This window comes from Desulfoconvexum algidum, from assembly GCF_055382125.1.
Genome location: NZ_AP042394.1, coordinates 2,103,314 through 2,125,751, shown reverse-complemented (window position 1 = coordinate 2,125,751; position 22,438 = coordinate 2,103,314). Strand labels below are relative to the sequence as shown.

17 protein-coding genes are annotated in these 22,438 nt (G+C 46.5%); 3 read left to right on the top strand and 14 right to left on the bottom strand.

The window, feature by feature from the left end:
* Positions 1 to 28 precede the first annotated feature (28 nt).
* From ACZ45G_RS09710 to ACZ45G_RS09645, 14 genes are all read right to left on the bottom strand, one after another.
* On the bottom strand, positions 29 to 415 hold the full coding sequence (locus ACZ45G_RS09710) for a response regulator transcription factor (protein WP_464177475.1): 387 nt from the start codon (positions 413 to 415) through the stop codon (positions 29 to 31).
* Between the two features lie 93 nt (positions 416 to 508).
* Positions 509 to 1,432, bottom strand: a complete 924-nt coding sequence (locus ACZ45G_RS09705; RefSeq protein WP_464177473.1) for a methylenetetrahydrofolate reductase — start codon at positions 1,430 to 1,432, stop codon at positions 509 to 511.
* Entirely contained in the window at positions 1,429 to 2,097 is a 669-nt protein-coding gene (locus ACZ45G_RS09700; protein WP_464177471.1) for a methylenetetrahydrofolate reductase C-terminal domain-containing protein, read from the bottom strand. The genes ACZ45G_RS09705 and ACZ45G_RS09700 overlap by 4 nt, the downstream gene beginning before the upstream one ends.
* 24 nt (positions 2,098 to 2,121) lie before the next feature.
* A complete protein-coding gene (locus ACZ45G_RS09695; RefSeq protein WP_464177469.1) occupies positions 2,122 to 2,559 on the bottom strand; it encodes a hydrogenase iron-sulfur subunit in 438 nt (145 codons plus the stop codon).
* Positions 2,559 to 5,609, bottom strand: coding sequence for an FAD-dependent oxidoreductase (locus ACZ45G_RS09690; RefSeq protein ID WP_464177467.1), 3,051 nt, complete (start codon positions 5,607 to 5,609; stop codon positions 2,559 to 2,561). Before ACZ45G_RS09690 ends, ACZ45G_RS09695 begins: the two co-directional genes overlap by 1 nt.
* Before the next feature lie 87 nt (positions 5,610 to 5,696).
* Complete coding sequence (locus ACZ45G_RS09685) at positions 5,697 to 6,569, bottom strand: methylenetetrahydrofolate reductase (protein ID WP_464177465.1); 873 nt, start codon at positions 6,567 to 6,569, stop codon at positions 5,697 to 5,699.
* A gap of 322 nt (positions 6,570 to 6,891) precedes the next feature.
* Positions 6,892 to 7,251, bottom strand: a complete 360-nt coding sequence (locus tag ACZ45G_RS09680; protein WP_464177463.1) for a hypothetical protein — start codon at positions 7,249 to 7,251, stop codon at positions 6,892 to 6,894.
* An 81-nt stretch (positions 7,252 to 7,332) separates the two neighbouring features.
* A complete protein-coding gene (locus ACZ45G_RS09675; RefSeq protein WP_464177461.1) occupies positions 7,333 to 7,986 on the bottom strand; it encodes a LexA family transcriptional regulator in 654 nt (217 codons plus the stop codon).
* 108 nt (positions 7,987 to 8,094) lie between these two features.
* Positions 8,095 to 8,625, bottom strand: coding sequence for a hydrogenase-4 component G (locus tag ACZ45G_RS09670; RefSeq protein WP_464177459.1), 531 nt, complete (start codon positions 8,623 to 8,625; stop codon positions 8,095 to 8,097).
* A gap of 327 nt (positions 8,626 to 8,952) precedes the next feature.
* Positions 8,953 to 9,441, bottom strand: coding sequence for a hypothetical protein (locus ACZ45G_RS09665; RefSeq protein WP_464177457.1), 489 nt, complete (start codon positions 9,439 to 9,441; stop codon positions 8,953 to 8,955).
* 215 nt (positions 9,442 to 9,656) lie between these two features.
* Positions 9,657 to 13,826 carry a hypothetical protein gene (locus tag ACZ45G_RS09660; RefSeq protein WP_464177455.1) on the bottom strand — a complete coding sequence of 1,390 codons (4,170 nt, stop codon included), beginning with the start codon at positions 13,824 to 13,826 and terminating at the stop codon, positions 9,657 to 9,659.
* Between the two features lie 214 nt (positions 13,827 to 14,040).
* Entirely contained in the window at positions 14,041 to 14,220 is a 180-nt protein-coding gene (locus ACZ45G_RS09655) for a hypothetical protein (RefSeq protein WP_464177452.1), read from the bottom strand.
* A gap of 262 nt (positions 14,221 to 14,482) precedes the next feature.
* On the bottom strand, positions 14,483 to 14,917 hold the full coding sequence (gene tnpA, locus ACZ45G_RS09650) for an IS200/IS605 family transposase (RefSeq protein ID WP_464177064.1): 435 nt from the start codon (positions 14,915 to 14,917) through the stop codon (positions 14,483 to 14,485).
* A 419-nt stretch (positions 14,918 to 15,336) separates the two neighbouring features.
* Entirely contained in the window at positions 15,337 to 16,743 is a 1,407-nt protein-coding gene (locus ACZ45G_RS09645; RefSeq protein WP_464177450.1) for a PAS domain-containing protein, read from the bottom strand.
* 901 nt (positions 16,744 to 17,644) lie between these two features.
* Between ACZ45G_RS09645 and fdnG the strand changes: the two genes are divergently transcribed.
* The 3 genes from fdnG (at position 17,645) to ACZ45G_RS09630 (ending at position 22,425) form a co-directional block, all read left to right on the top strand.
* Complete coding sequence (gene fdnG, locus ACZ45G_RS09640; RefSeq protein WP_464177448.1) at positions 17,645 to 20,737, top strand: formate dehydrogenase-N subunit alpha; 3,093 nt, start codon at positions 17,645 to 17,647, stop codon at positions 20,735 to 20,737.
* A gap of 15 nt (positions 20,738 to 20,752) precedes the next feature.
* Complete coding sequence (locus tag ACZ45G_RS09635) at positions 20,753 to 21,466, top strand: 4Fe-4S dicluster domain-containing protein (RefSeq protein WP_464177446.1); 714 nt, start codon at positions 20,753 to 20,755, stop codon at positions 21,464 to 21,466.
* A gap of 77 nt (positions 21,467 to 21,543) precedes the next feature.
* A complete protein-coding gene (locus tag ACZ45G_RS09630) occupies positions 21,544 to 22,425 on the top strand; it encodes a formate dehydrogenase accessory protein FdhE (RefSeq protein WP_464177444.1) in 882 nt (293 codons plus the stop codon).
* Positions 22,426 to 22,438: the final 13 nt, after the last annotated feature.

Sequence of the window (22,438 nt, the reverse complement as noted above, 5' to 3'; positions counted from 1 at the left end):
GCTCACCAAGTTGTTCAAACAAAAGGCCTTAACTACAGTGATCCCCCACGATCTCCATGAGTTCATCCAAATCGATGGGTTTGGGGACATAATCATCGGCGAGGGTGGTTTTCCCGTCATGATGGGTATAGCTGGTTGTTTTTACAGAATCTGCAACAGCGGTCAGCAAAACCACTGCAATGTCTTTGAGCTCCTTGCTATTTTTAATCTCATCACAGACTTCCCACCCATTTTTCCGGGGCATCATGACGTCAAGAATCACAACAGCTGGTTTTTCTAATTTTATCTTATCCATGGCTTCCACACCGTCATAGGCTTTTTCAACCCGGTAGGACTTGGCTTCAAGTTTCATGGATACGGCTTCCACCAGATCCGGATCATCATCAACAACTAGAATGAGTTTTTTCTCGCTCATATTAATGTCTCCTTTTGTTGTAGTAAAACAGGGACTTAAATTCACCTATTCTTTAAACCTGATTTTTTAACCTGATCTTTTAAACCTGATCTTTTAAACCTGGGGCCTTGGGTACATTCCTGCTTTTTCAACGATCTCGGCCACCCGCTCTTCCCATTCAATGGCCATAATATGAAATCCGTGGACCCCCTTTCTTTCCTTGAGTCTCTCCATGGATTCCACAGCAATTTTGATCCCTTCTTCAGGCTGCTGTTCCTTGCTGACCCCAGCCATCCGTTTAATCACGTCATCAGGCACATCCATACCCGGAACCCTGTTTTTCATATACCGTGCCATGCCAACTGATTTCATGGGGGTGATACCAGCAAGAATATGAACCTGATCATCCAGTCCCCTCTCTTCCACACCATCCATCCATGTTTCAAATTTATCAAGGTTAAAAATACACTGGGTCTGGACAAAGTCAACACCGGCTTTCACTTTTTTAGCCAGCCGCATGACCCTAAGTTCAAAGGGATCGGCAAAGGGATTGGCAGCAGCCCCTATGAACATTTGTGGACTTCCTTTCATTTCGGCTCCGCCCTGGAACTTTCCTTCATCCCGCATTTTTTTCACGCACTGGATCAACTGAATCGAATCAATATCATAAACGCCCTTGGCCTGGGCGTGATCCCCAAATTTGGGATGATCTCCGGAAAGACAAAGCATGGTATCAATGCCAAAAGCGGCCGCACCAATAATTTCACTCTGACAGGCCAGACGGTTTCGATCCCTTGTAACCATCTGAATAATGGGATCAAGCCCCATCTGTTTGATGATAACTCCGGCAGCCATGGAGGACATTCTGACCATGGCGGTCTGGTTGTCAGTGACATTAATGCCGTCCACATGGTCTTTGATCATATTTGCCTTGGTTCTTACAATCTCAGCATTAACGCCCCTTGGGGGTCCCACCTCGGAAGTAACTGCCATTGCCCCAGATGTCAATACTTTTTCCAGTCTGCTTTCCGTTTTCATAATGCCAAATCCTCTCTGATAATTTTTCTGGGTCCGGCACCGCCGGCAGGTCTCCAGTCTTTTGCCTCAACCAATTCCTCATACCGATCCTGAAGGCCAAGCTCCTTGAGGCGCTCCCAGATCAGACACCAGGCGCAATCGGTGTCCTCCCCGATTTCGCACTTACCATTTGACGACCCGCCACAGGGACCATTTAAAAGGCTTTTTGAGCATCGAGAAATAGGACAGATCCCTGCGGTGATTCCCAACATGCAATCGCCACAGCCCTGACATCTTTCCGCCCAAACCCCCTGGCTAAGAGATGCCCCCATAAATTTGGTGTTGACCGCAGGATAAACATGGGCCTTTTTGTAACGTTCGGCAATGGTCTGAACGCCGCACCCGCAGGCCATGGACAAAACCGCATCGGCGTCATCGATATAGGCGTTCAATTCTTCAACATACTCGGGATCACATTGCCTTTCCAGGGTAATTTCTTTTATATCAATCGTCCGGCCCTCTTTGAGACTGTTGAGATGAAGGGCAGAGGCCAACAACCCCACCTCTTTTCTCCCACCGGCAGCACAGACAGTGACACATTCATTACACCCAATCAAAAGAATTTTTTTGTATGGCGCCATATACCGGATTATTTCCTGCATTGGTTTTTGTTCTGCTGTTATCATTTTTTCTCTCCAAATATTTTATATTTAACTGACAGCCTGGGGTTCAGGTTTCCTTTGTTTTGCGGGACTCGGGCCCATATTCCTTATTTTTTCGGTAAATTCAAGGGCTGTCTGAGCAAAACGTTCTCCCATTCCGGCGGACATATTAATCATGGCCACCCGGTCCGTTTCCCATCCCAGGTCTTCCAAAATTTTTTGGACCTGGATCACCCGATGACTGGCCCGGGTATTACCGGTTTTAAAATGACAGTCTCCTTCAAGACATCCTGCCACGTATACCCCGTCAGCCCCTTTTTCCAGGGCTTTCATTATATGAATCGCATCCACCTTGCCTGTGCAGGGCACCCGGATGATTTTTACATTGGGCGGATATGATATTCTTTTGCTTCCGGCCATATCTGCTGCAGTGTATGCACAATAGTGACAACAAAATGCAACAATTTCCGGTTCAAAATTTTCCATTAATTAACCCTCTCAAATAAGCCATCTAATTTCGCCAAAATCTGATCATCTTCATAGGCCATCAGCTGAATCGCTTTGGCCGGACACTCTGCCGCACAGATACCGCATCCCTGGCATTTGTCGGGATCTATCTGTGAATACCCGTCGGCATTGATAAAGGGAATACCAAAGGGACATGCCCTTACACAGATCAGACAGGAAGCACATTTATTGGTGTCCACATGGGCAACAGCCGCTCCCAAATTGATTTCCTTTTTAGACAAAAGGGTCTGGGCGCGCCCTGCAGCAGCCAGGGCCTGGGTAATACTTTCGCGTATGGTCTTGGGGGAATGGATGGTACCGGCAATAAAGAATCCCCTGACCGCCATGTCAATCGGCCGTAATTTCACATGATCTTCCAAAAAATAATGATCCTCGGTTCTTGGCAGATGAAAAATCATGGCAAGATCTTCCGTTGTTTCATCATCGGCGACAAGCCCTGTACTCAAGGCCAGACAATCGGCCTCTATCTCAATGGTCTGCCCCAGAATAAAATCATGGACGCTGACATACAGTTTGCCGTCTTCCTCCCTGACAACCGGTTTTGTTTTCAATGAAAACCGGATAAACTTCACCCCGAGATCCCGGGCTTTTCTATAATAATCTTCCTGGAATCCATAGGTTCTGATATCCCGGTACAACACAAAAATATCTGTTTCAGGATTGATTTCCTTGATCCGAAGGGCATTTTTAATAGCAGCCTGGCAGCAAATCCTGGAACAATTAGGATTGCTCTCTTCCCTTGAGCCCACACATTGAATCATGACCACCTGTTCCATGGCAGCAATTTTATCTGTATCAGCGTCCAGAAGAGAATCCAGTTCCAGCTGGGTGACAACCCCGTTTAAGCTGTCCAGACCATATTCCTTTGGCCGGTTGGCAAGGGCACCGGTTGCCAGAATGGTAACCCCATGGTCAATCTGCATATAAGTCATGCGAACCCCGGTATGAATACCGGTTTTAAACAAACCCGGCATTCCGCTGTGATCCACAATGATGGAGCGTGTCATCACATGAATATTTTCATGTGCCGTCACCCGTTCAACCAAATCGGTGATAAAAGCACCCACATCATCGCCTTCAATGGTTTTACTGATGGATTGGGCAAGCCCCCCAAGGGCGGGTGCCCGTTCTATCAAATAGGTTCGAACCCCCTGCTCTGCCAGCTTCAAAGCCGCCGTCATACCGGTAACACCGCCACCGACTACCAGGGCATTTTGACTCATGGGCAGGGTATTGTCCATGAGCGGATGATTTTTACGAACACCGCTGATACCCATCTGGAGAAGCTTATAAGCTTTTTCCTGGGCAAGTTCCGGTTGCCCTCTATGGGGCCAGGTATTCTGATCCCGCAGATTAACAATTTCCACCAGATATCGGTTCAGACCCACCCGCCTTAAAAGATCCTGGAATTTACTTTCATGGGTTCTTGGGGAACAGCCACCAATGACCACCCGGTTAAGCCCATGTTCTAAAATCAAGGATTCAATTTGGACCATGGATTCGGCGGAACAACCGTAGCCGACCGCTTTGGCAACGGCTACATCGGAATTTGTCTTTGCATACTCAATTACCTTGCCGACATCCACCACCCCGCCTATATCAACACCACAATCACAGACAAAAACCCCAATTTTTACGGCTTCTGCCGAAACATCCCGTTCCAGAGGAAATAAATCATCCACCCGGTCTTCGGCCAGAATTGTGGGCAGATCGGCAGACGCCATGGCGGCAGCAGCACTTGCCTGGACAATGGTTTCAGGAATATCTTTGGGACTTTCATAGACACCGCAGACATAAACGCCGGGTCTGGATGTTTTGACAGAATTGAAATGATCGGTTTGGGCAAAGTTATGTTCATTGAGCTCTATTCCCAGCTTATTCGCCAGGTCAATGGTAGCATCCCCGACCCGAAAGCCGGTCGAAAGGACCACCATATCAAACTCTTCAGTTGTCTGTAACGCCTCTTCCTCCAAAGCATAAGTGAGGGAAAGATCGTGGGTCTTTGTATTTTCAATAATGGAATGGGGCCGGGAACGGATCATGCGGACATTGTATTCATCTTTTGCCCGGTTGAAATAGCGTTCATAATCTTTTCCGTAGGTCCGCATGTCCATGTAGAAAATAGTTGTTTCAATCTCTTCCTCAAAGCGTTCCTTGGTAACGATCGCCTCTTTCAGAGCATACATACAGCAGACGCCTGAACAATAAGTCACATCACCCTTGTTAATCCCCCGGGACCCCACACATTGGATCCAGGCAATTTTTTTGGGCCGTTTACGATCCGATACCCGGGCAAGACTTCCCTGGAAAGGACCGGAAGCCGACATGATCCGCTCATATTCAAGACCGGTCACCACATTGGGATACTTCCCGCCGCCATAATTGTCCAGAACATCAGGATTAAAAAGGTCTGCCCCCACGCTCAATACCACTGATCCCACTTTAATATCCGTTTGGGTTGTTTTATCCTCGGCAAGAATGGCGTTGGCCTTGCACACTTTTTGAAGTTCAGCAATATCCTCTACCTTGTCCATGTCAATGGAAAAGGCATAGGGCGTTGCCTGGGGATACCTCATGCAAGTAGGTGCTCTTGGGTCAAGGCCAGGGGTAAACCTCACTGCCTCGGGAAATTTTTGGGCACACTCCCCACAACCCGTACATTTATCGATATCAATAAAGCGGGGCTCTGTGACCAGAGTTGCCGTAAAATCCCCTGCAACCCCTGTGAGTCGTTCAACCCGGGTCATGGGTTTCACTTCCAAATAACGGTCCCTGCCGCTGGCAGATAAATCTGGTGCCACCGTACAAAGATCACAATTATTGGTGGGAAAAGTGCGGTCCAGCTGTGTCATTAAACCGCCAATACTATACGACTTGTCAATGAGCAGTACATCACGCCGGGATTCGGCCAGATCAAGTGCTGCCCGAATGCCTCCGACACCGCCGCCGATAACAAGCACACGGTCTTTGTCGGACTGCTTATCGTCTTTTTTATCAAGATTTTGCATGTGTAACCTATAATTTAATTATGGATATCCGTCACTTGTATGACCCCATACAAATAGCAAACGGAAAATGGGTTAATTTTTGTTTTCCTAAAGACCGGCACGATCCAGGATGGCCGGTAACCGGTCTTCCCAACCAAGAGCTGAAATCTTTATTCCCTGTGCTGCTCCCTTTACAGAACGGATAATTTCACCTGCAATGTCAATGCATTCATTCTCGCGGTCTTTTGAACCTCGAATGCGGCGGATAGTATCCTCTGAAAGTCGGGAATTGGGGTCATTAATGGAAATGTAACGGGCCATACCCACATTTTTCAAAAGAAAAACAGAGGCGATCACCGGGACACTTAAAGAGTTGAATGCATCGATCATCTGGGTGTAAAAGTTCATATCAAACACAGGCGGCAACATTATATACTGGGCACCTGCATCGATTTTTTTCTGTGCAGCGGCCACCTCTCGCTTGAGTTGTGCATCGTCTGCAATGGGTGCAATGGCACACCCGATGGTAAATTTAGGAATTCCCTTGAGTTCAAACCCGGCCATGTCCGTTCCCCGGGTCAGGGAACTAATCATCTGGAGCAAAGCGATTTCATTCAGGTCATTGACCTCCGTTGCATCCTGGTGATCCCCATTGGCCATATCCTCGCCCTGAACGACCAGAAGGTTATGGATCCCAAGAATATGAGCAGCCAAAAGGTCACCCTGGAGAGCCATTCTGTTACGATCTCGGCCATAAACATGGATAAGGGGCTCAACCCCCTGTTGACGGATAAGCGCCCCTCCGCCCAATGCACTCATGTGCATGACGCCATTGTCCATATCCGGGATTGCGATGGCATCAACTCTTGATTTCAAATATCTTACATTGGTAATCAGATCAGCGATGTCGATTCCCTTGGGGGTATCCATTTCTGCGAGTACGGCAAATTCCCCGGAGGAAAGCTTGGCTTGAAAACTCATATATTGTTCCCCTTAAATTGTTTTAACGCCGTCCTGTTCAAAAAAAGGACAGCTTGTTACATAACAAACTGCACACTCAATCACATAAACAAAACAAATAAAACACGGTTTACTTGTAGCAGAATGTATACCTATTGTAAACTGGATACTTATTCATTTAGGAAAACATGTGTTTTCTGAAATTTTGCGAAAATTTTAAGGGGTATACTTCAAAAAATTATATTAATTTTTCATATATATTATGGAATCAATTATAATAATTACAAATTTTAATCCTGGCCGTTTGCATATTGCCGTTATGAAACCATTTTCGTATAAAAAATCACACCGTACTCCACCCGCCGGTATAACGGGTATTAACTCGGGAATTTTGTTTTTGCACAAAACGGGAATTTTGTTTTTTCACAAAAGTTGTTGCAAGACCCTTTGTCCTCACTGACACGGGAGACGAAACAACCCTATTGGATGCCTCAAGATTGGATGCCTCAAGATTGGATGCCTCAAGCCCGGGAAGCGTCCGGCCAAGCCAAAGACTTGCCAACAAAAAAATAATGGCGCCCACAACATTCAACCAGGGCATATATATACTGTCACTTCCGGCAGCAAGCAACCCAAAAACCCAAATCAGAGCAGTCAACCCCATGGCACACCTATTGTATATATTTTTTTTTGTCAGTTGCATAACATCTCCTTTTTGTTTAAAAAATTCATCTCTTGTTGAAAAAACTAAACACACCCGTCAAAAAAAATCTAACACAAAAAACTATCTGTATTCCCTGGAACTCCAGATCACTCTGCCCAATATCCGGACCTTTGACAACATATCGGCTTCCAAATAAATAGGTTCAAAATCTTTATTATCGCTGGACAAAACAAGTTTGTCCGGATGTTTTTCCAACCGTTTGACCAAAATGGTATCCTCCACCCCCACGGCATAGATAGCCCCTGCCATTATGGCTTTCTGTGACTGGTCAATGAGAACGGTATCACCTTCCCGAATAACCGGTTCCATGCTGTTCCCAAAGACTTCCATGGCCACCATACTGGCGGCAGGCCCCTTTCTGGCAAGCCAGGCGGCCTGAAAAGACAAATATTGTGTAATTTCCTCACCGCATTCAAAGGAGCCGGTCCCGGCTGACAGCCGAGCCGCCACCTTGGGTATCTGTTTATAGGCGATGTCATTGGTGGGCTTAGTATTTAGAAAAACCGGCCCCACGCCGGTTTCTATCCACTCAGGATTAAACTTAAACCTTCGGTAGAGCTTAACAATCCATTTTTCCGGAATATTGTTTTTATTTCTTGCGTGGGTGATGCCGGATCGGTTGATACCAAGTTCTTTTGCAAGTTCTGCCTGGGAACTGATCCCGGTTGCGTTCAAAATTCTTTTAAGCAAAATGTCAATTTTATTTTCTACCATGCATCATCGTCCTAGTTACCCGATATTTACTCAACGATCTTTTTCCTAACACGATTATTTATCTGACATGTCTGTTTAAAAAATGCAACACTTTTTTAAGAAAATAATTCAGGCCGTTATTTTCGCAGGGTCTCCACCCAGCTCAGCGATTCGGTCGTCCAGGGCTTTTATGGATTTTTCTATCGTTTTATAACTTATATCCGGAAGATCTCCTCCCCAGGCCTTACCCGCCTCACTAAACCCTCTCAGGACGCCTTCTCTTCCAGCCTTTAACCTCTCGATATCATTTCCGGCACCCTTTATCACAAAATCGATAATCCGCTGGGAGGTTTTATCAATTCCAAAATAACCATCCTCTTGAACAAGCGCAGTGGCTTCATCGGAAGAGAGTTCTGAAATAGGCGTATTCTTATAAAATAATGAAGATTTATCCGCTGTGTTCAGCTGATTAAAATGAAGGATGGCGCTCTGATCCCTTAAGTTTTGCCAGGTATCTGTTTTAATTTGAGAGCTAAACTGAAAAATTTCATTTTGGGTTGCTTTCAATTTAGTGTTTTTATTTACAGCCGGGCTGGATGTCTGAAAAGAACCGTCCCTGATGGCAGATAAAACAGATAGGTTTGTTTGCACGGAAACCATGGTATATCCCCCTTTTTTTTTATTTCCTATCAGATCGGTGCTTTAGGTTCAAAACTTAACCAAATATGCAAATAAAACGAAAGGGAATGTTTAGAATCCATGGCCCGTTTTTCAATCAGAAACGCTGCTATAGATGCGATACAATCAAATAACCAAAAAGAATGCTGTCTAAAAGAATCGTTACCGTCACCGAAGCCATGATTAAGATTGAAATCATCCTCTCTGACTGGGTTAAGTATATCATCATGCGTCGGACGTCTCCTATTAAGAACTGCGTAAAAAAGTCAGGAAAGACGCTGCCATTTCCCGGAAAAATACCAAACACCATCAAATATTCATGGTGAACAGAACCGCCCCGCTGAAATTCGAAGGGGTTGACTCAAACTCAAAAGATATCTTTTGATCCTTGGGGCGACCGGGGGTTACTAATTCTGGTTCCCCTTGTCCTGTATAGGTCGGACTATCAACATTTATATATTGGAGGAGGAATGCCCCGATCTCGCGTATGCGGCTATTTAAGGTATTGGGCTCTGAAAGGTCAACCAATGGATTGGCCGGAATTACGCGTTCCTGGGAGGCCATCCCAGCCGAATTAATACTTGGTGATTTCCCGCGACCCGCAAGCCCATTGTAAGAAAAAGACATCTGTTCCAGACTGAAGTTTTCCGGGATGGAAAATATTTGAATACTGAATTTTAAATTTTTCCAAGACTCAGCTTCGGAAGCCCAGCCAAAGGAAGGAAATGCCAACCCTAACAAAATACCTGACACACAGCAACATCTCAAAAAATTTTTCAAATAGTCTCTTTTTTCCATCACAGGCCTCCTTAAACTTTAAAATTTTTCATTCAAAAAGTAGAATAGCAAAAACCGTGCAACCCCAAAAAAACCGTGGCCTTAAAAGAAAAATATATGATAAGAAATGCTTGGTGACAGGCTTTATTTGACAATATTTATTTTTATATTTTTTTCTAACCACCTCCATGAAAACCATCAGCAATCGATATATAACCACCGCCATTCATATTTAATCATGGTAATTTGTCAGACGCACCGGAAGGATCTGTCCTTTCCGTTTGGGGTGATTCTTTTTTAGCCGTTTTCTTAATTCTGGGCGGCAAACGGTACCAAAGCGTTGGCAGCATAAATTGTTGCCACCCCCATTTTAAAATCCCCACAAGCCAGAAGGATAACCAAAGGGCCCAGGCCAGCATTGCAATTCGATACGCCAGCATGGGGATTGAAAACACCCAGGCCTCCGGGAGTATGGGGCCACTCACATCCTGGTACCATCTTAAAAGTGAACTGTTGGATCCATTGCCCATGATATTCATATCCGGATGGCCCAGCAATCCATTGGAAATGGCAAAAACCAGGGACCCCAGAGCCGCAAGGGTCAAAAGTGCCAGGCCGGTTTGTACCAGGTTAAACCCAAGGCCCTCAAGGTGAATCACTTTATTTTTCCGATCCAGGGCAATCAACCACCCCACAACAATAAGACAGGCCATAAGATTGCTCATGGACATACCGATGCCCAGTAAAAACCAATGATAAAATTTTAGGCCTGCCCATCCGGTTTTTGACAGGCCCAACGCCCCCAGAAAAATAATGATGATAACAGACCAGAAAAGAACGGCAGGGCCCACCAATTGCTCCCCACCCACAAACAAGGGCCAGCGGTTGGCCGGAAGATAAATGTCCACGCTGGCATTCACACTGGCAGCCCCCAGATCAACACGGGAACTTTGGTATAGGGATGTCATCGACTTTGATTCAATCCATTTTAGGGCAATATTTTGCTGACCGGGAATGATGGGAAGCATCACCTGCTGGCCGTCTTGTCTTATGGGGACACGTTTTCCCTTGATCCTGATTTCTTGCAATTGGGCCGTGGCCGGCAGTGTAAGAAGATGTTGCCCGCCCTGGCTGCTCTTGATGGATAGGGCCAAGGATGCCGCCGTGGTTTTCCGGCCCGGATGTAATTCAAGATGGCTCGTTTCAATGGTCAATGTTTGCCCCTCAATTCCGGCTGGCCGGCTGATTTTCAGGGTGACCGTCTCCTTGGGCAATGGATGCCAGGTGGGATACCAGCGGGTTCCAATTTTATGGAGGATAACCGGAATCCCCTCATATGCCAGATGAAATATGGGGCTGACATCCACCTTCCAGACTTCCGTCCAAGCGGAGGTTTGTTTGTGGACAAGCCGGATCTGATCCGTAGGTTCTAAAAAAGACTCCCAGCCAAGATCTGTCTGATCAGCCCCCAGGGTGATCTTGGCAACCCCTTGTGAAACCCGAATCCCCTGTGTTGTTATCGACTCTCCCACGATAAGGGGAATATCCAGAACAACGCCTGAACCAACAGGGCTGATGCGGTGTATCCTTGTTTGAACTTTCCAGACAAGCCCCAAAAGAAGGGTTCGCTCCACCCGTACAAAGGGGGGGAGGATGCCGGTTTCCAATATTTCCTGACGGGGATTATCCTGTTTTGCGATCCGTTTAAACTGCAATTGGGCGTCCACCTTGCCGTCGGGATGCACCCCCTCCACGGACCAGCCCACAGCCTTGATACTCACCCTGTGGGGCTTTAAGGGGAACGGCAGCTGCAGCAAATTTTGTTTGCGGATAGCTCCTTCCAGGGTCAAAAGATGCTTGCCCTTTGGCACCGTCACCCACAAATTTTGTCCCAGGCGCAAAAGGCCCTGGGCAGGAATACCGTCCATGGAGACCTTGCTGGGCAACCAGTAATCTGTATGGGATGGGATGGGGATGGCCGAAGAAAGAGCTGCGTCTATTTGAACCGATAGGGAAAGCAGATCCGGGTCAATGCGGATATGAATATCTGAAATATCGGCGCAATTTGGAAAACAATCCGCTCGTTCAAGCAGCCGATCTGCCAATTCATCCAATAATTGCGAAGACGGAATTTCAGTGGTTTGTGCCAGGGCGGGGCTCAATAAAAAAAGCGCCAGAAACGAAAATATCTTTAATGATTTCATCCCGGAGAAGCCAAGGCCTTTTTTAGGCCTGTAGGAGATACCCAACATGCCCAGGGCCAGCAGCAAAATAAGCGACACCCGCACAAAGGCCAACACCAAATTTAGCGTCGGGCCAATCAGGGTAAACGAGACAAACTGATCCCTTGTAACCGGTCCTGACCAGCTAAAGTTGATTGTATCAAAGGCAAGCCACCGGGGCAAACCCGGCCCTGTCTGGGTAAGGGCTTTGGGATCATGCTGCATCACCTGGGAACCATAATAGCCGGCTTCTTTATCGGACAATTGAGAGTTTAAAGCTGCCTGCTTCTTTTGGTTTGCAAAGTTAGAAAGCCTGGCCACTGACTTGGATAGCTGGGGCTGGGCAGCCATTTCCTGCACCATATCCATCTGCCCGGGCAAGACTTGTGCCCTGCGGCCAGCGATTTCGCCCATGGAGGTCCAGGGTCTTTCCAGCTGGGGATACATACCGATCCGCAGGGCATCAACGGTATAGGGAACCACAATAGAAATAAGGCAAATCATGGTCACTCCCTGATAAAATTTAACCGCTGTTTTAAATTTTCCATCGGGCAGGTATTTGAGCAGGGCAAAACCGATCAATAGCGCCAGCCAGACATATAGCGGTGCCCCTGGTTCATGATAGGTCAAGACCAGGGTGACAAAGGCAACTCCGGCCAGGGGGGTAGAAAAAAGTTTGGCCAGGGCAATGGTAAAAATAAGCACAATGAAAAAATCCAGCAGAGTCCATTGTTTAATCCAGGTGCGGGGGATATTGTCGATGCCGGCAGCATTTAATAATTTCCAGCCCGGCGGCAAAAACAATCGGCCTTTTACCTGTTGAAAATCATGGTCCCAGCCCGTGGCGGGAAGGGCGGATATAGCGCCCTGGTAAAGACTGTCGGCCACAAGATTTACCCTCCCATTGCGAAGTTCTACCCCTGCCCTTTCTGACCCCTTTCGCCGGGTAATCAATTGTTCGCTTCCATCCACAGCCACCCGGCCAAGGGTCATGCCCGGATCCATTTCCAATCGCCAATTGGTATTTTTCTGACCCTTGATGGTATCCTGAATCGTATACCCGGATCCATCAAACCGAAGCCAGAGGTTTCGGTTCAATGTCAGTTGATCCGGTGCCGGATGCGGATCCCCCCGTTTAATCTGTTGAAATTCCATGGATTCACCCGGGGCGAGCCGGTAGGCAGGATATTGATGCCAGTCCCTGGGCATGGATGTCTGGAGGGGGTCCACCGGGGAAACCCCATGGATCTCAACCAGCCGTAAATCCGGCCGGGCCGCAAATGACCAGATTTCCTGCCCGGGCCAATTCCCATCTTCAGGGGGATGAAAGGCAAGCTTGTTTAACACCCCCATATGCCGCAGACCCAATTGTATCTGAAACTTGCCCGGCCGCACCTGAATACGCAGTCTGCCGTCCTGTTCAAGCTTAGCAGGCAAAGGGCTTTTTAATGAAAGGGGAGTAAAGCTCTCCTGTGGGTACAAAGGCCCCATGGTAATTTCCCGGGCAACACCTGCCACATTAAGGGTAAAATGCAGCAGAACCTCACAGGGGATGGTATCTTTTATCAGCCTGAAACTCTCAATTTTCAACCGGTTCTCAATTTTTTCTTCTGCCTGAACTTGTTTGAGCCATAATCGGCCGGACAGATCAAGATTGGGGAATTGAATTTTCTGATCGTTGACCCTCACCGAGACAAGGCCGGATTCTGGTGGGATCTGAAGATTCTCGGGCAGTTTTAGCCAGGTAAAACTGCCGGTTACCCGATGGTTTCCCAAAGGAAGTTCAATTCCCGGCCGCTGGTTCTTCTGAACGACAATCCAGGGGGTTCCGTCAACCTGAACCTTTCCCGGCCATTGGCTGCTATTGCCGGGCAGTGCCACCCAGCTTTCGCTGTGCACACGCCAGGACTGCCCAAAACTTCCCCCCTGGTTATTCAACACCAGGTTCAACTCCGAGGGCCAGGCACACAGAACCATATCACCATTGTTATACTGGGGAACGCATTCCACTTGTTCTCGTTTGTCATGGAGTACCCAGTCAACCCAGGGAGCAAGCAATTCAGGAATATAGACGCCCTCCTTTGCATGGCAGGGCGGCATAAGAGCAAGGGTAAAAACAAGAATTAACACCCCTTGATAAACAGATTGATATGCTGCGTGGAAAAAACAATTGATTGCTCTCAACTTTACTCTCCTAAAAAAAAGTGGCCGGCCGATATGAAATATAAGAATTAAATCATGGTCAAATTATCTGAAATTGGGTTCCAATGCAACAAAGCAATCTAAAAAAAATACCAGATCTGGGGCTCCCATTAATTTATCTCGAATGAGTCCTGGGAATACCAGTAAACGCAATTAGTTTTAAGCCCATGGGGGCCAAGGACATTGTGATATGAAATCACCCCACCCGGCGATTGATGCCTTTGATTAAATGAATCTGCTTATACCTTCTGTCCAATCCGTTACGACGTTTCAAGCCTGTCCGCCTTTCCTGTGTTTTCTTTGCAGTCACCAGGAATCTCCGGTCCTTGATTAGCCGTCGATCACCTTTATTGAACATCTTTTTAATTTGTGTCATCACATTCTCCTTTTTTATGCTGCAATAACCTATCCGAAAGTTATCTAAGGATCGCACATGAAATAAGACATTAAAAAATATAGATTATAAACTCAAAAAAGAGATAGGGACAATCGACCCTTTTACAAACTGCCTTTCGTATAAATCTATGTTTATATTAGTAAATATCCTGGCCCAGAGGGCCAGGCCTTGGGCTACCCCTAAAAGGGGTTTAGTATGCCTTGCCCCCTGAGGGGGCAAGGGAAGCTATCCCGAATTAATTTCAGCTGAACAGGTCTCGTTGCTCTGCCCGTTTTTCTTTTTGTTCTTGATACTTCACATACTTTCGTATCATCTCAGAGTCCAAACCAACCGTATCAACACAGTATCCGCGGGCCCAAAACTTGTTACCCCAATAGGGTTTGCATTTTAAATGTTTGAACTTGTTGAACACTCTGATTGCGGTACGCCCTTTTATAATCCCCATAAAATCTGAGATTGAAATCTTTGGGGGCACCTTAACAAGCAAGTGGACATGATCAATTTGAACATTCAGTTCAACAATTTTGCACTTTTTTTGCTCTGAAAATGCCCTGATACAGCTGGCAACCTCTCTCGCCACGTCACCGTTCAAAATCCTGAAGCGGTATTTGGGAACCCAGACAATATGGTATTGGCAACACCATAATGTCTGTGATAACTTTTGGAATCGGCTCATTTGTTACTCCTTACTCGTTTGTTGTGGGGACAACTTCGAATATTGAGTAACATTGAGTCGTACAGATGGCAAAGCCACTGCACTCTGACCTGGCCCAGAGGGCCAGGGTTTCTACATCAGACTAAAGCGGCATAAAAATGGCAACCCCCTGAAAGAGGTGCTCTGCTATAGTGCAGTGATTTTTCAGAATATGATGATTACCTGATTTTGCGGAAGGCCACGCCAAGGCAGTAATGTATTAAGGTTCCCCTCCGGTCTCTATTGGCGATTTTCCCCAACCCCAAAATGTTGTGTCGGGCTTTGATTCGAAAATGCCAAGACTTTTAATAATAGTCCGGGGTTTGAAATCCGTTATTTACCCGTAACATAAATAGGCAAAATACTCACTTTTTATTTTGAAAAAAATTTAATTAAACGACTTATTCATCCTTTTCCTCGTTGTTTTGATTCATATCAATATACCAATCCTCTTTACCATATAATTCATCGGAACATTCAGGGCAGATACCATGACTAAATGATGCGTCGGAATGTTTTTGAATATACGATTCCAAGTTATTCCAATACCCCGCATCATCTCGGATTTTTTTACAATTTGAGCAAATTGGAACAATCCCCTTTAAAGTTTTTATTTCGGCAAAGGCACTCTGCAATTCATCAATTAACTTTTCGCGCTCCTTTTCTATCTGCTTGCGCTCAGTGATGTCAGTCAAAACCATTCTAAAACCAATAATTTGATCTGTTTTGTAAATTGGAGAAGCGTTGAAAAATACCCAGCAACTTTCATTGTCTTTTTTCATCACTCTGTATTCCGTTGCTGTGATAGTCTTTTTTGCTAACTGATCTGTAACTCTTTTCAGGGCCTTTACCCTGTCATCGGGATGAATCAAATCCAAACCATTCAAGCCTGCCGCGACATCTGTCTCACTATAACCGAACAGTTTCAATCCTTGCCGGTTCACATAGGTGACTGTTAGATCGGCATCGGTCTCTACAATCGCTCCGGGAAGAAGGTCGGCCATGTCTCTAAACCGTTTCTCACTTTGCTTCAAGGCTTTTTCCATTCGCTTACGCTCGGTGATATCTAATACCGTTCCAATCAAGCCAATAACCTTGCCTTTGTTGTCTGTGTAAACCGATTTATCAAAAATCACATCCCGCATTTTATCAGTATCAATTTTAACCTTTGACTCGTAATGCTGGATTCCCCCAGAGTCTAAAAGTTCCTTATCCTTAGCATAGTATATCGGTGCAAGCTCCTTTGGACTGATATCGAATACGCTTTTTCCAATCAATTGATCTCTGTTTTTTCCCATAAAAGCTTCATAGGCTTCATTAAATCCCTGGTAGATGCCTTCTCTGTCTTTATAAAAAACAGGAATAGGTATTGCATTAAGCAATGAGGTCAGAAATATTTCTTTTTCAGCTATGACTTTTTCAGCCTGTTTGCGCTCGGTGATGTCATGAAAGATACAGTGGGTCTGCTGAAAATTGCCTTTTTGATCTCTGCTTATTTTACCGGTCAAAGAAACCAGAATGAGATCCCCATTTTTTTTGACCATTTCGAATTCAGCCCCTAGTATTTCACCAATAGACTTGAATCGGGGAAAATTTTCTTTAAAATGATACCGCCAGTCAGGATGTATAAAATCTGCAAAAGATTTGCCAATGACCTCTTCTTTGGTGTATCCGAGGGTATCCTGCCAGTTTTGGTTGACAGTAATATAATGTCCATTTTCATCCAGTGATTGATAACCGAGGGAGGCTTTTTCGTAAACCCGCAACATTTTCCTGGAAAATTCGAGTTCGGATTCAATTTTTTCCAATTCCTGAATCCGTCTTTCCAGTTCTTCATAGGAAGGCTTTGCTGTCATATAAGGCCCTTTTTAAATGTCCAAGGAATGCATTTTTTCGATATACCTGATATTTCTGGCTAAAAACACAGCTCTTTATTTCACCCAAGCTTACTCTGAGATAAAATATCTTTTTCAAAAATCAACATAATTGCAACCATAATAGATTCAGTTCAGACTCAACCTTACTTACAGCAGCCATAATAGTTTAAAAGTTTTACAATTCAAATTGTATCTGCAAAAATTATCTTAATGAAAGTTATATTAAAAATATTGTACATTACAAAATTGTACATTACAAATTTTTTGTATGATTTTAGCAGTTTTCCTCCTGAGTATTGATGGTATAAAAGCTGACGAATAAAAATTCAAATTGGGTGAGGACTACCAAAACAAATATTGGGGGTTATGCTTCAAGGCGTGGGTGGGAACTATAACGTGTAGGGTTCTCTTTCCTCAAAAAATATGCTCCACAAGATGTAGGCTTTTTGATTTTTTCTTTCAGCCATGAAATTTATTTTCGAATTTTGGATAAGAATTTGATTTTGCCAGGCTGCAATTTTTTTATGGTGAGGACTACCTGTAAGGTGAGTTCAGTTTTTTTTACAAAATACCTACCCAAGACTTTCTGTAATTGGTCGACTATTCTTGACAATTCATGGGTCCAAAACGCAACCAGATCCCCCCTTGTAACTTTTTTGTAACCCCAGCTGTGCTATGAAAATAAATATTAAAAAAAATTGATCTGCCAGAAGTCCTTATCGACCTAATTGTATGGGTCTATGGGTCGGGCACCTCCTAAGTAACAAAGGACTTCTGGCACCCCAAACCAAAGAAACAACAACCTTTTAATTGTCAAGGAGGCTTTATTTAGATGGAACTCAACAGAAGAGATTTTATCAAAATTTCCGGGGCCACGGCAGCCGGAGTTGCCGTCAGCGGTCTTGGATTTGACTTAAAACCCGTCAAATCCCACGCCCAGATGCTCAAAACCCAGTATGCCAAGGAAACTACCACCATCTGCTGCTATTGCGCAGTGGGGTGCGGCGCCATTGTCCATACCAGCAAACGCGGGGATGGCCGGGTCATCAATATTGAAGGCGACCCGGATCATGTCATCAACCGGGGGGCGCTGTGTCCCAAGGGCGCATCCATCAAACAGCTGGTTGAAAACGAAAAACGGCTCACCGAACCCATGTACCGGGCCCCCTATTCAGACAAATGGGAAACCGTGTCCTGGGACTGGGCCATGAAAACCATTGCCAAACGTACCAAGGAAACCCGAGACAAAGGGTTTACCGCTAAAAATGACAAGGGGCAGGTTGTCAACAGGGTTACGAACATGGCCTCCATTGGATCGGCTGCCATGGACAATGAAGAGTGCTGGATCTACCAGACTCTGATGCGATCTTTGGGGTTGGTCTACATTGAACACCAGGCCAGGATCTGACATAGCGCAACTGTAGCGGCTCTGGCAGAGTCGTTTGGACGCGGTGCAATGACAAATCACTGGATTGATCTTAAAAACAGCAATTGTATTCTTATCATGGGCAGCAACGCTGCCGCAAACCATCCCATTTCATTCAAGTATGTGACCCAGGCCATGGAAAAAGGAGCCAAGCTCATCTCCGTGGATCCCCGTTTCACACAAACATCCGCCAAGGCAGACATTTATGCTTCCCTTAGATCAGGTACCGATATTGCCTTTTTGGGCGGGATGATCAAATATATTCTGGACAATGACCTGTACAATAAGGAATATACGGCTGCCTATACCAATGCCCCTTTTATTGTGGGCAAGGATTTCTCTTTTGAAGACGGCCTTTTTTCCGGGTATACAGCGGCCACCGATGAAGGGCCATCCACCGGTAGTTACGACAAATCCAAGTGGGCCTTTGAAATGGACGAAAAAGGGGTCCCCAAAATGGACCGGGGCATGACCCATGAGCGATCTGTTTTCCAACTCATGAAAACCCATTATAAGCGCTATGATCTGGACAAGGTTTCCAGCGTCACCGGAACCCCCAAGGAAGATCTTCTGAAGGTTTATAAAACCTATGCAGCCAGCGGTGCCAAGGGAAAGGCAGGCACCATCATGTATGCCATGGGCTGGACCCAGCACACCGTGGGCACCCAGATGATCCGCACCATGGCCATGATTCAGCTGATGCTGGGCAACATGGGCGTTGCCGGCGGCGGAGTCAACGCCCTTCGCGGCGAATCCAATGTTCAGGGGTCCACGGACCATTGCCTGTTATGGCATATCTGGCCGGGTTATTTGAAAACCCCCAGAGCCTCCAATACCAGCCTTGCGGCATACAACAGCAAGTGGACCCCCCATAGCAATGATCCCCTGTCTGCCAACTGGTGGCAAAATTACCCCAAATATTCAGTCAGTCTGCTCAAAGCCTTTTTCGGAGAAAAGGGTACCAAGGCCAACCAGTTTGGTTACAACTGGCTGCCAAAAGTAGATGACGGTAAGGTTTATTCCTGGTTTGACCTCTTTGATGCCATGTACAAGGATAAAATCAACGGGTTCTTTGCCTGGGGCCAGAATCCTGCCTGCTCCGGCGCCAATGCCGGTAAAATCAGAAAATCACTGGAAAAACTGGACTGGATGGTCAATGTCAACCTGTTTGACAATGAGACCGGGTCCTTCTGGCATGGTCCCGGGGTGGATCCCTCAAAGGTCAAGACCGAAGTGTTCATGCTACCGGCCTGTGTTTCCGTTGAAAAAGAAGGCAGCATCACCAACTCAGGCCGGTGGATGCAATGGCGATACCAGGGTCCCAAACCCCTGGGCAACAGTCGTCCCGACGGGGACATCATCATGCACCTGGGACATTTGATCAAGGAAGAATACAAACATGGTGGCAAATTTTCTGACCCCATTGCCAACCTGAAATGGGATTATGAAACCAACGGTGTATATGATCCCCACAAGACGGCCAAGCAAATCAACGGTTATTTTGTTAAAGATACCGAGATCAAGGGAAAAGTTTATAAAAAAGGCACCCTGGTCCCCAGCTTTGCATTTCTCCAGGCGGACGGGTCCACCTCGTCTGGTAATTGGCTCTATTGCAATTCCTATACGGAAAAAGGCAATATGTCGGCCCGGCGCTCCCACAAGGACGCGTCCAACAAAATAGGTCTTTATCCTGAATTTGCCTGGTGCTGGCCGGTCAACCGCCGCATCCTCTATAACCGCGCCTCTGTGGATCCCCAGGGACAACCCTGGGATGATAAAAACTGGGTGGTTCGGTTTGAGGGCGATGTCAAAGACGGCAAGTATGTGTCCAAAAAATGGACCGGAGATGTACCCGACGGCGGATGGTACCCATTGGAAAATCCCGACGGATCCAAACGGACCGACTCCAAATCGCCTTTTATCATGCGGAAACACGGCTATGGCCAGATCTTTGGACCGGGCCGGGCAGATGGTCCTTTCCCCGAGCATTATGAACCCCTTGAATGCCCGGTTGAAAAAAACCTTTTCTCCTCCCAGATGATCAACCCAACCGCGGTGGTTTATTCCACCAAGGATGACAAGCACGCCACCTGTGATCCCCGCTTCCCCTTTGTGGGCACCACCTATCGGGTAACAGAGCACTGGCAGACAGGTCTTATGACCCGTCCCCAGGACTGGCTCATGGAACTTCAGCCCAATGTATTTGTGGAAATGAGTGAGGAACTGGCAAAGCTTCGGGGCATTGAAAAAGGTGAACGGGTGAGGGTCAGTTCTGCCCGAGGCAGTCTCGACTGTATTGCAGTGGTGACCAAACGGTTCAAACCCTTTAAAATAGGATATGCCACGGTTCACCAGGTGGGAATTCCCTGGCATTACGGATGGCGTTGGCCTGCAACAGGCATGGAAGAAAGTGCCAACCTTCTGACACCATCGGCCGGAGATCCCAATACCCGGATTCCTGAAACCAAGGCATTCATGGTCAATGTCGCAAAGATTTAAAGGAGGCGAACCCAGATGACAAAATCATTTTTTATCGATACACCCCTTTGTACTGCCTGCAGAGCCTGCCAGGTGGCCTGCAAGCAATGGCACGACCTACCGGCGGAAGCAACGGTTAACAGAGGCAATTATCAAAATCCTGAGGACCTGTCCTACCTCACCTATAAACTGGTAAGAATGAACGAAGAAATAATAGACAAGAAACTGCACTGGCTGTTTTTCCCGGACCAGTGTCGGCATTGCATTGATGCCCCCTGTCTTGAAACCGCCATGGATGAGGATGCCATTTACCGGGATCCTGACACCGGCGCCATCCTGTACACGGCCAAAACCAAGGAGCTGGATGCCGATGAAATAATTGCCTCCTGTCCCTATAATATTCCGAGAAAAGGACCCGACGGCACGCTTTTCAAATGCGACATGTGCAACGACAGGGTTCACAACGGGCTCAAACCCGCCTGCGTCACCACCTGCCCCACCGGCACCATGAACTTTGGAGACCGGGACGAAATGATGGCTCTGGCCCAGGAACGGCTCAAAATAACCCAGAAGAAACACCCTAAAGCCATGCTGCTGGATCCCGATGACGTCAATGTAATTTATTTGGTGGCCCAGGACCCCTCCCTTTATGCCGAGTATGCAGTGGCAAGCGCGGACAGGGGCGGTATGAGCCGAAGTGTTGCCATCCGTAAAATGATGGGACCCTTTGCCAGGCTGATGAAAGTATAAATTGGCCATGTAAATTTATCCAAACCTTATACCCGGGGGAAACCGATTTCCCCCGGGTTTTTCCAAGGAAAAACCCCATGCCCCAGACAACCAGACCAGAACTGACAAAAGAAGAGATCATCAAAACAGCCGGCATCATTCAACGATCAAGACCTGCCTATGGCGCCTTGATTGATTTCTATGGACAAGTATTCGCAGCCCAGGCCCAAAGCCGGGCCCATATCATTTTGGATCCCATTATCATAGACCCTGCCCTTCTGGCCTTAAAACAAGAAAATGGGATGCCCCTGATTGATCCTTCACAGTTTTTAATTGATCCGGCACAGGCAGGCATTCTCCTGGAAAAACTGTGTGATCTGGCAGCGGCCCATGCCCCCAAGCTGGCCAAAACAGGAGAAAAAATTTCCTCAGCTCTCAGGAACGGCAACCTTGACCTTGCGCCTGTTTTTTTGGCCCTGCTCAATAACAAGGAGATCCAAAAGACAGCAACCCTGCTGGATGTTCCATTGGAGGAGCTGACCTTTTTTGTCTTCAGTGCCATGGCACCTTCCATCCAGTCCTGCGCAGTTCAGCTGGCCGCCTATCTCAAAGATGCGCCCCAATTAAAAAAAGGATATTGTCCCATCTGCGGCAGTCATCCCGATGTCGCATTTTTGGATCAAGATGGAACAAAATTTCTCCTGTGCAGTCTGTGTGCCCATGAATGGAAAACCCGCCGCATGGGATGTGTCTTTTGCGATTCCATGGAAAAAGAGGATCAACATTATTTTTTTTCCAGCGAAGAAAAAGAATACCGGGTTTATCTGTGCGACAATTGCCATAATTATCTAAAACTGATAGATTTAAGAGAACTGGATCGATCATTTTTCCCAAAGTTAGAACAAATTTCCACCCTGCACCTGGATTATAAGGCACAGGAAAAAGGATATAAAACCCCAAACCAAACTCCCAAGGAATAGCACCACCCTTGGC

Coding starts and splice junctions, on each gene's coding strand:
- ACZ45G_RS09630 (WP_464177444.1), top strand. CDS start 21,544: ATGCCCCAGACAACCAGACCAGAACTGACAAAAGAAGAGATCATCAAA.
- ACZ45G_RS09710 (WP_464177475.1), bottom strand. CDS start 415: ATGAGCGAGAAAAAACTCATTCTAGTTGTTGATGATGATCCGGATCTG.
- ACZ45G_RS09685 (WP_464177465.1), bottom strand. CDS start 6,569: ATGAGTTTTCAAGCCAAGCTTTCCTCCGGGGAATTTGCCGTACTCGCA.
- ACZ45G_RS09690 (WP_464177467.1), bottom strand. CDS start 5,609: ATGCAAAATCTTGATAAAAAAGACGATAAGCAGTCCGACAAAGACCGT.
- ACZ45G_RS09700 (WP_464177471.1), bottom strand. CDS start 2,097: ATGATAACAGCAGAACAAAAACCAATGCAGGAAATAATCCGGTATATG.
- ACZ45G_RS09670 (WP_464177459.1), bottom strand. CDS start 8,625: ATGGTTTCCGTGCAAACAAACCTATCTGTTTTATCTGCCATCAGGGAC.
- ACZ45G_RS09675 (WP_464177461.1), bottom strand. CDS start 7,986: ATGGTAGAAAATAAAATTGACATTTTGCTTAAAAGAATTTTGAACGCA.
- ACZ45G_RS09655 (WP_464177452.1), bottom strand. CDS start 14,220: ATGACACAAATTAAAAAGATGTTCAATAAAGGTGATCGACGGCTAATC.
- ACZ45G_RS09695 (WP_464177469.1), bottom strand. CDS start 2,559: ATGGAAAATTTTGAACCGGAAATTGTTGCATTTTGTTGTCACTATTGT.
- ACZ45G_RS09680 (WP_464177463.1), bottom strand. CDS start 7,251: ATGCAACTGACAAAAAAAAATATATACAATAGGTGTGCCATGGGGTTG.
- ACZ45G_RS09635 (WP_464177446.1), top strand. CDS start 20,753: ATGACAAAATCATTTTTTATCGATACACCCCTTTGTACTGCCTGCAGA.
- ACZ45G_RS09665 (WP_464177457.1), bottom strand. CDS start 9,441: ATGGAAAAAAGAGACTATTTGAAAAATTTTTTGAGATGTTGCTGTGTG.
- tnpA (WP_464177064.1), bottom strand. CDS start 14,917: ATGAGCCGATTCCAAAAGTTATCACAGACATTATGGTGTTGCCAATAC.
- ACZ45G_RS09705 (WP_464177473.1), bottom strand. CDS start 1,432: ATGAAAACGGAAAGCAGACTGGAAAAAGTATTGACATCTGGGGCAATG.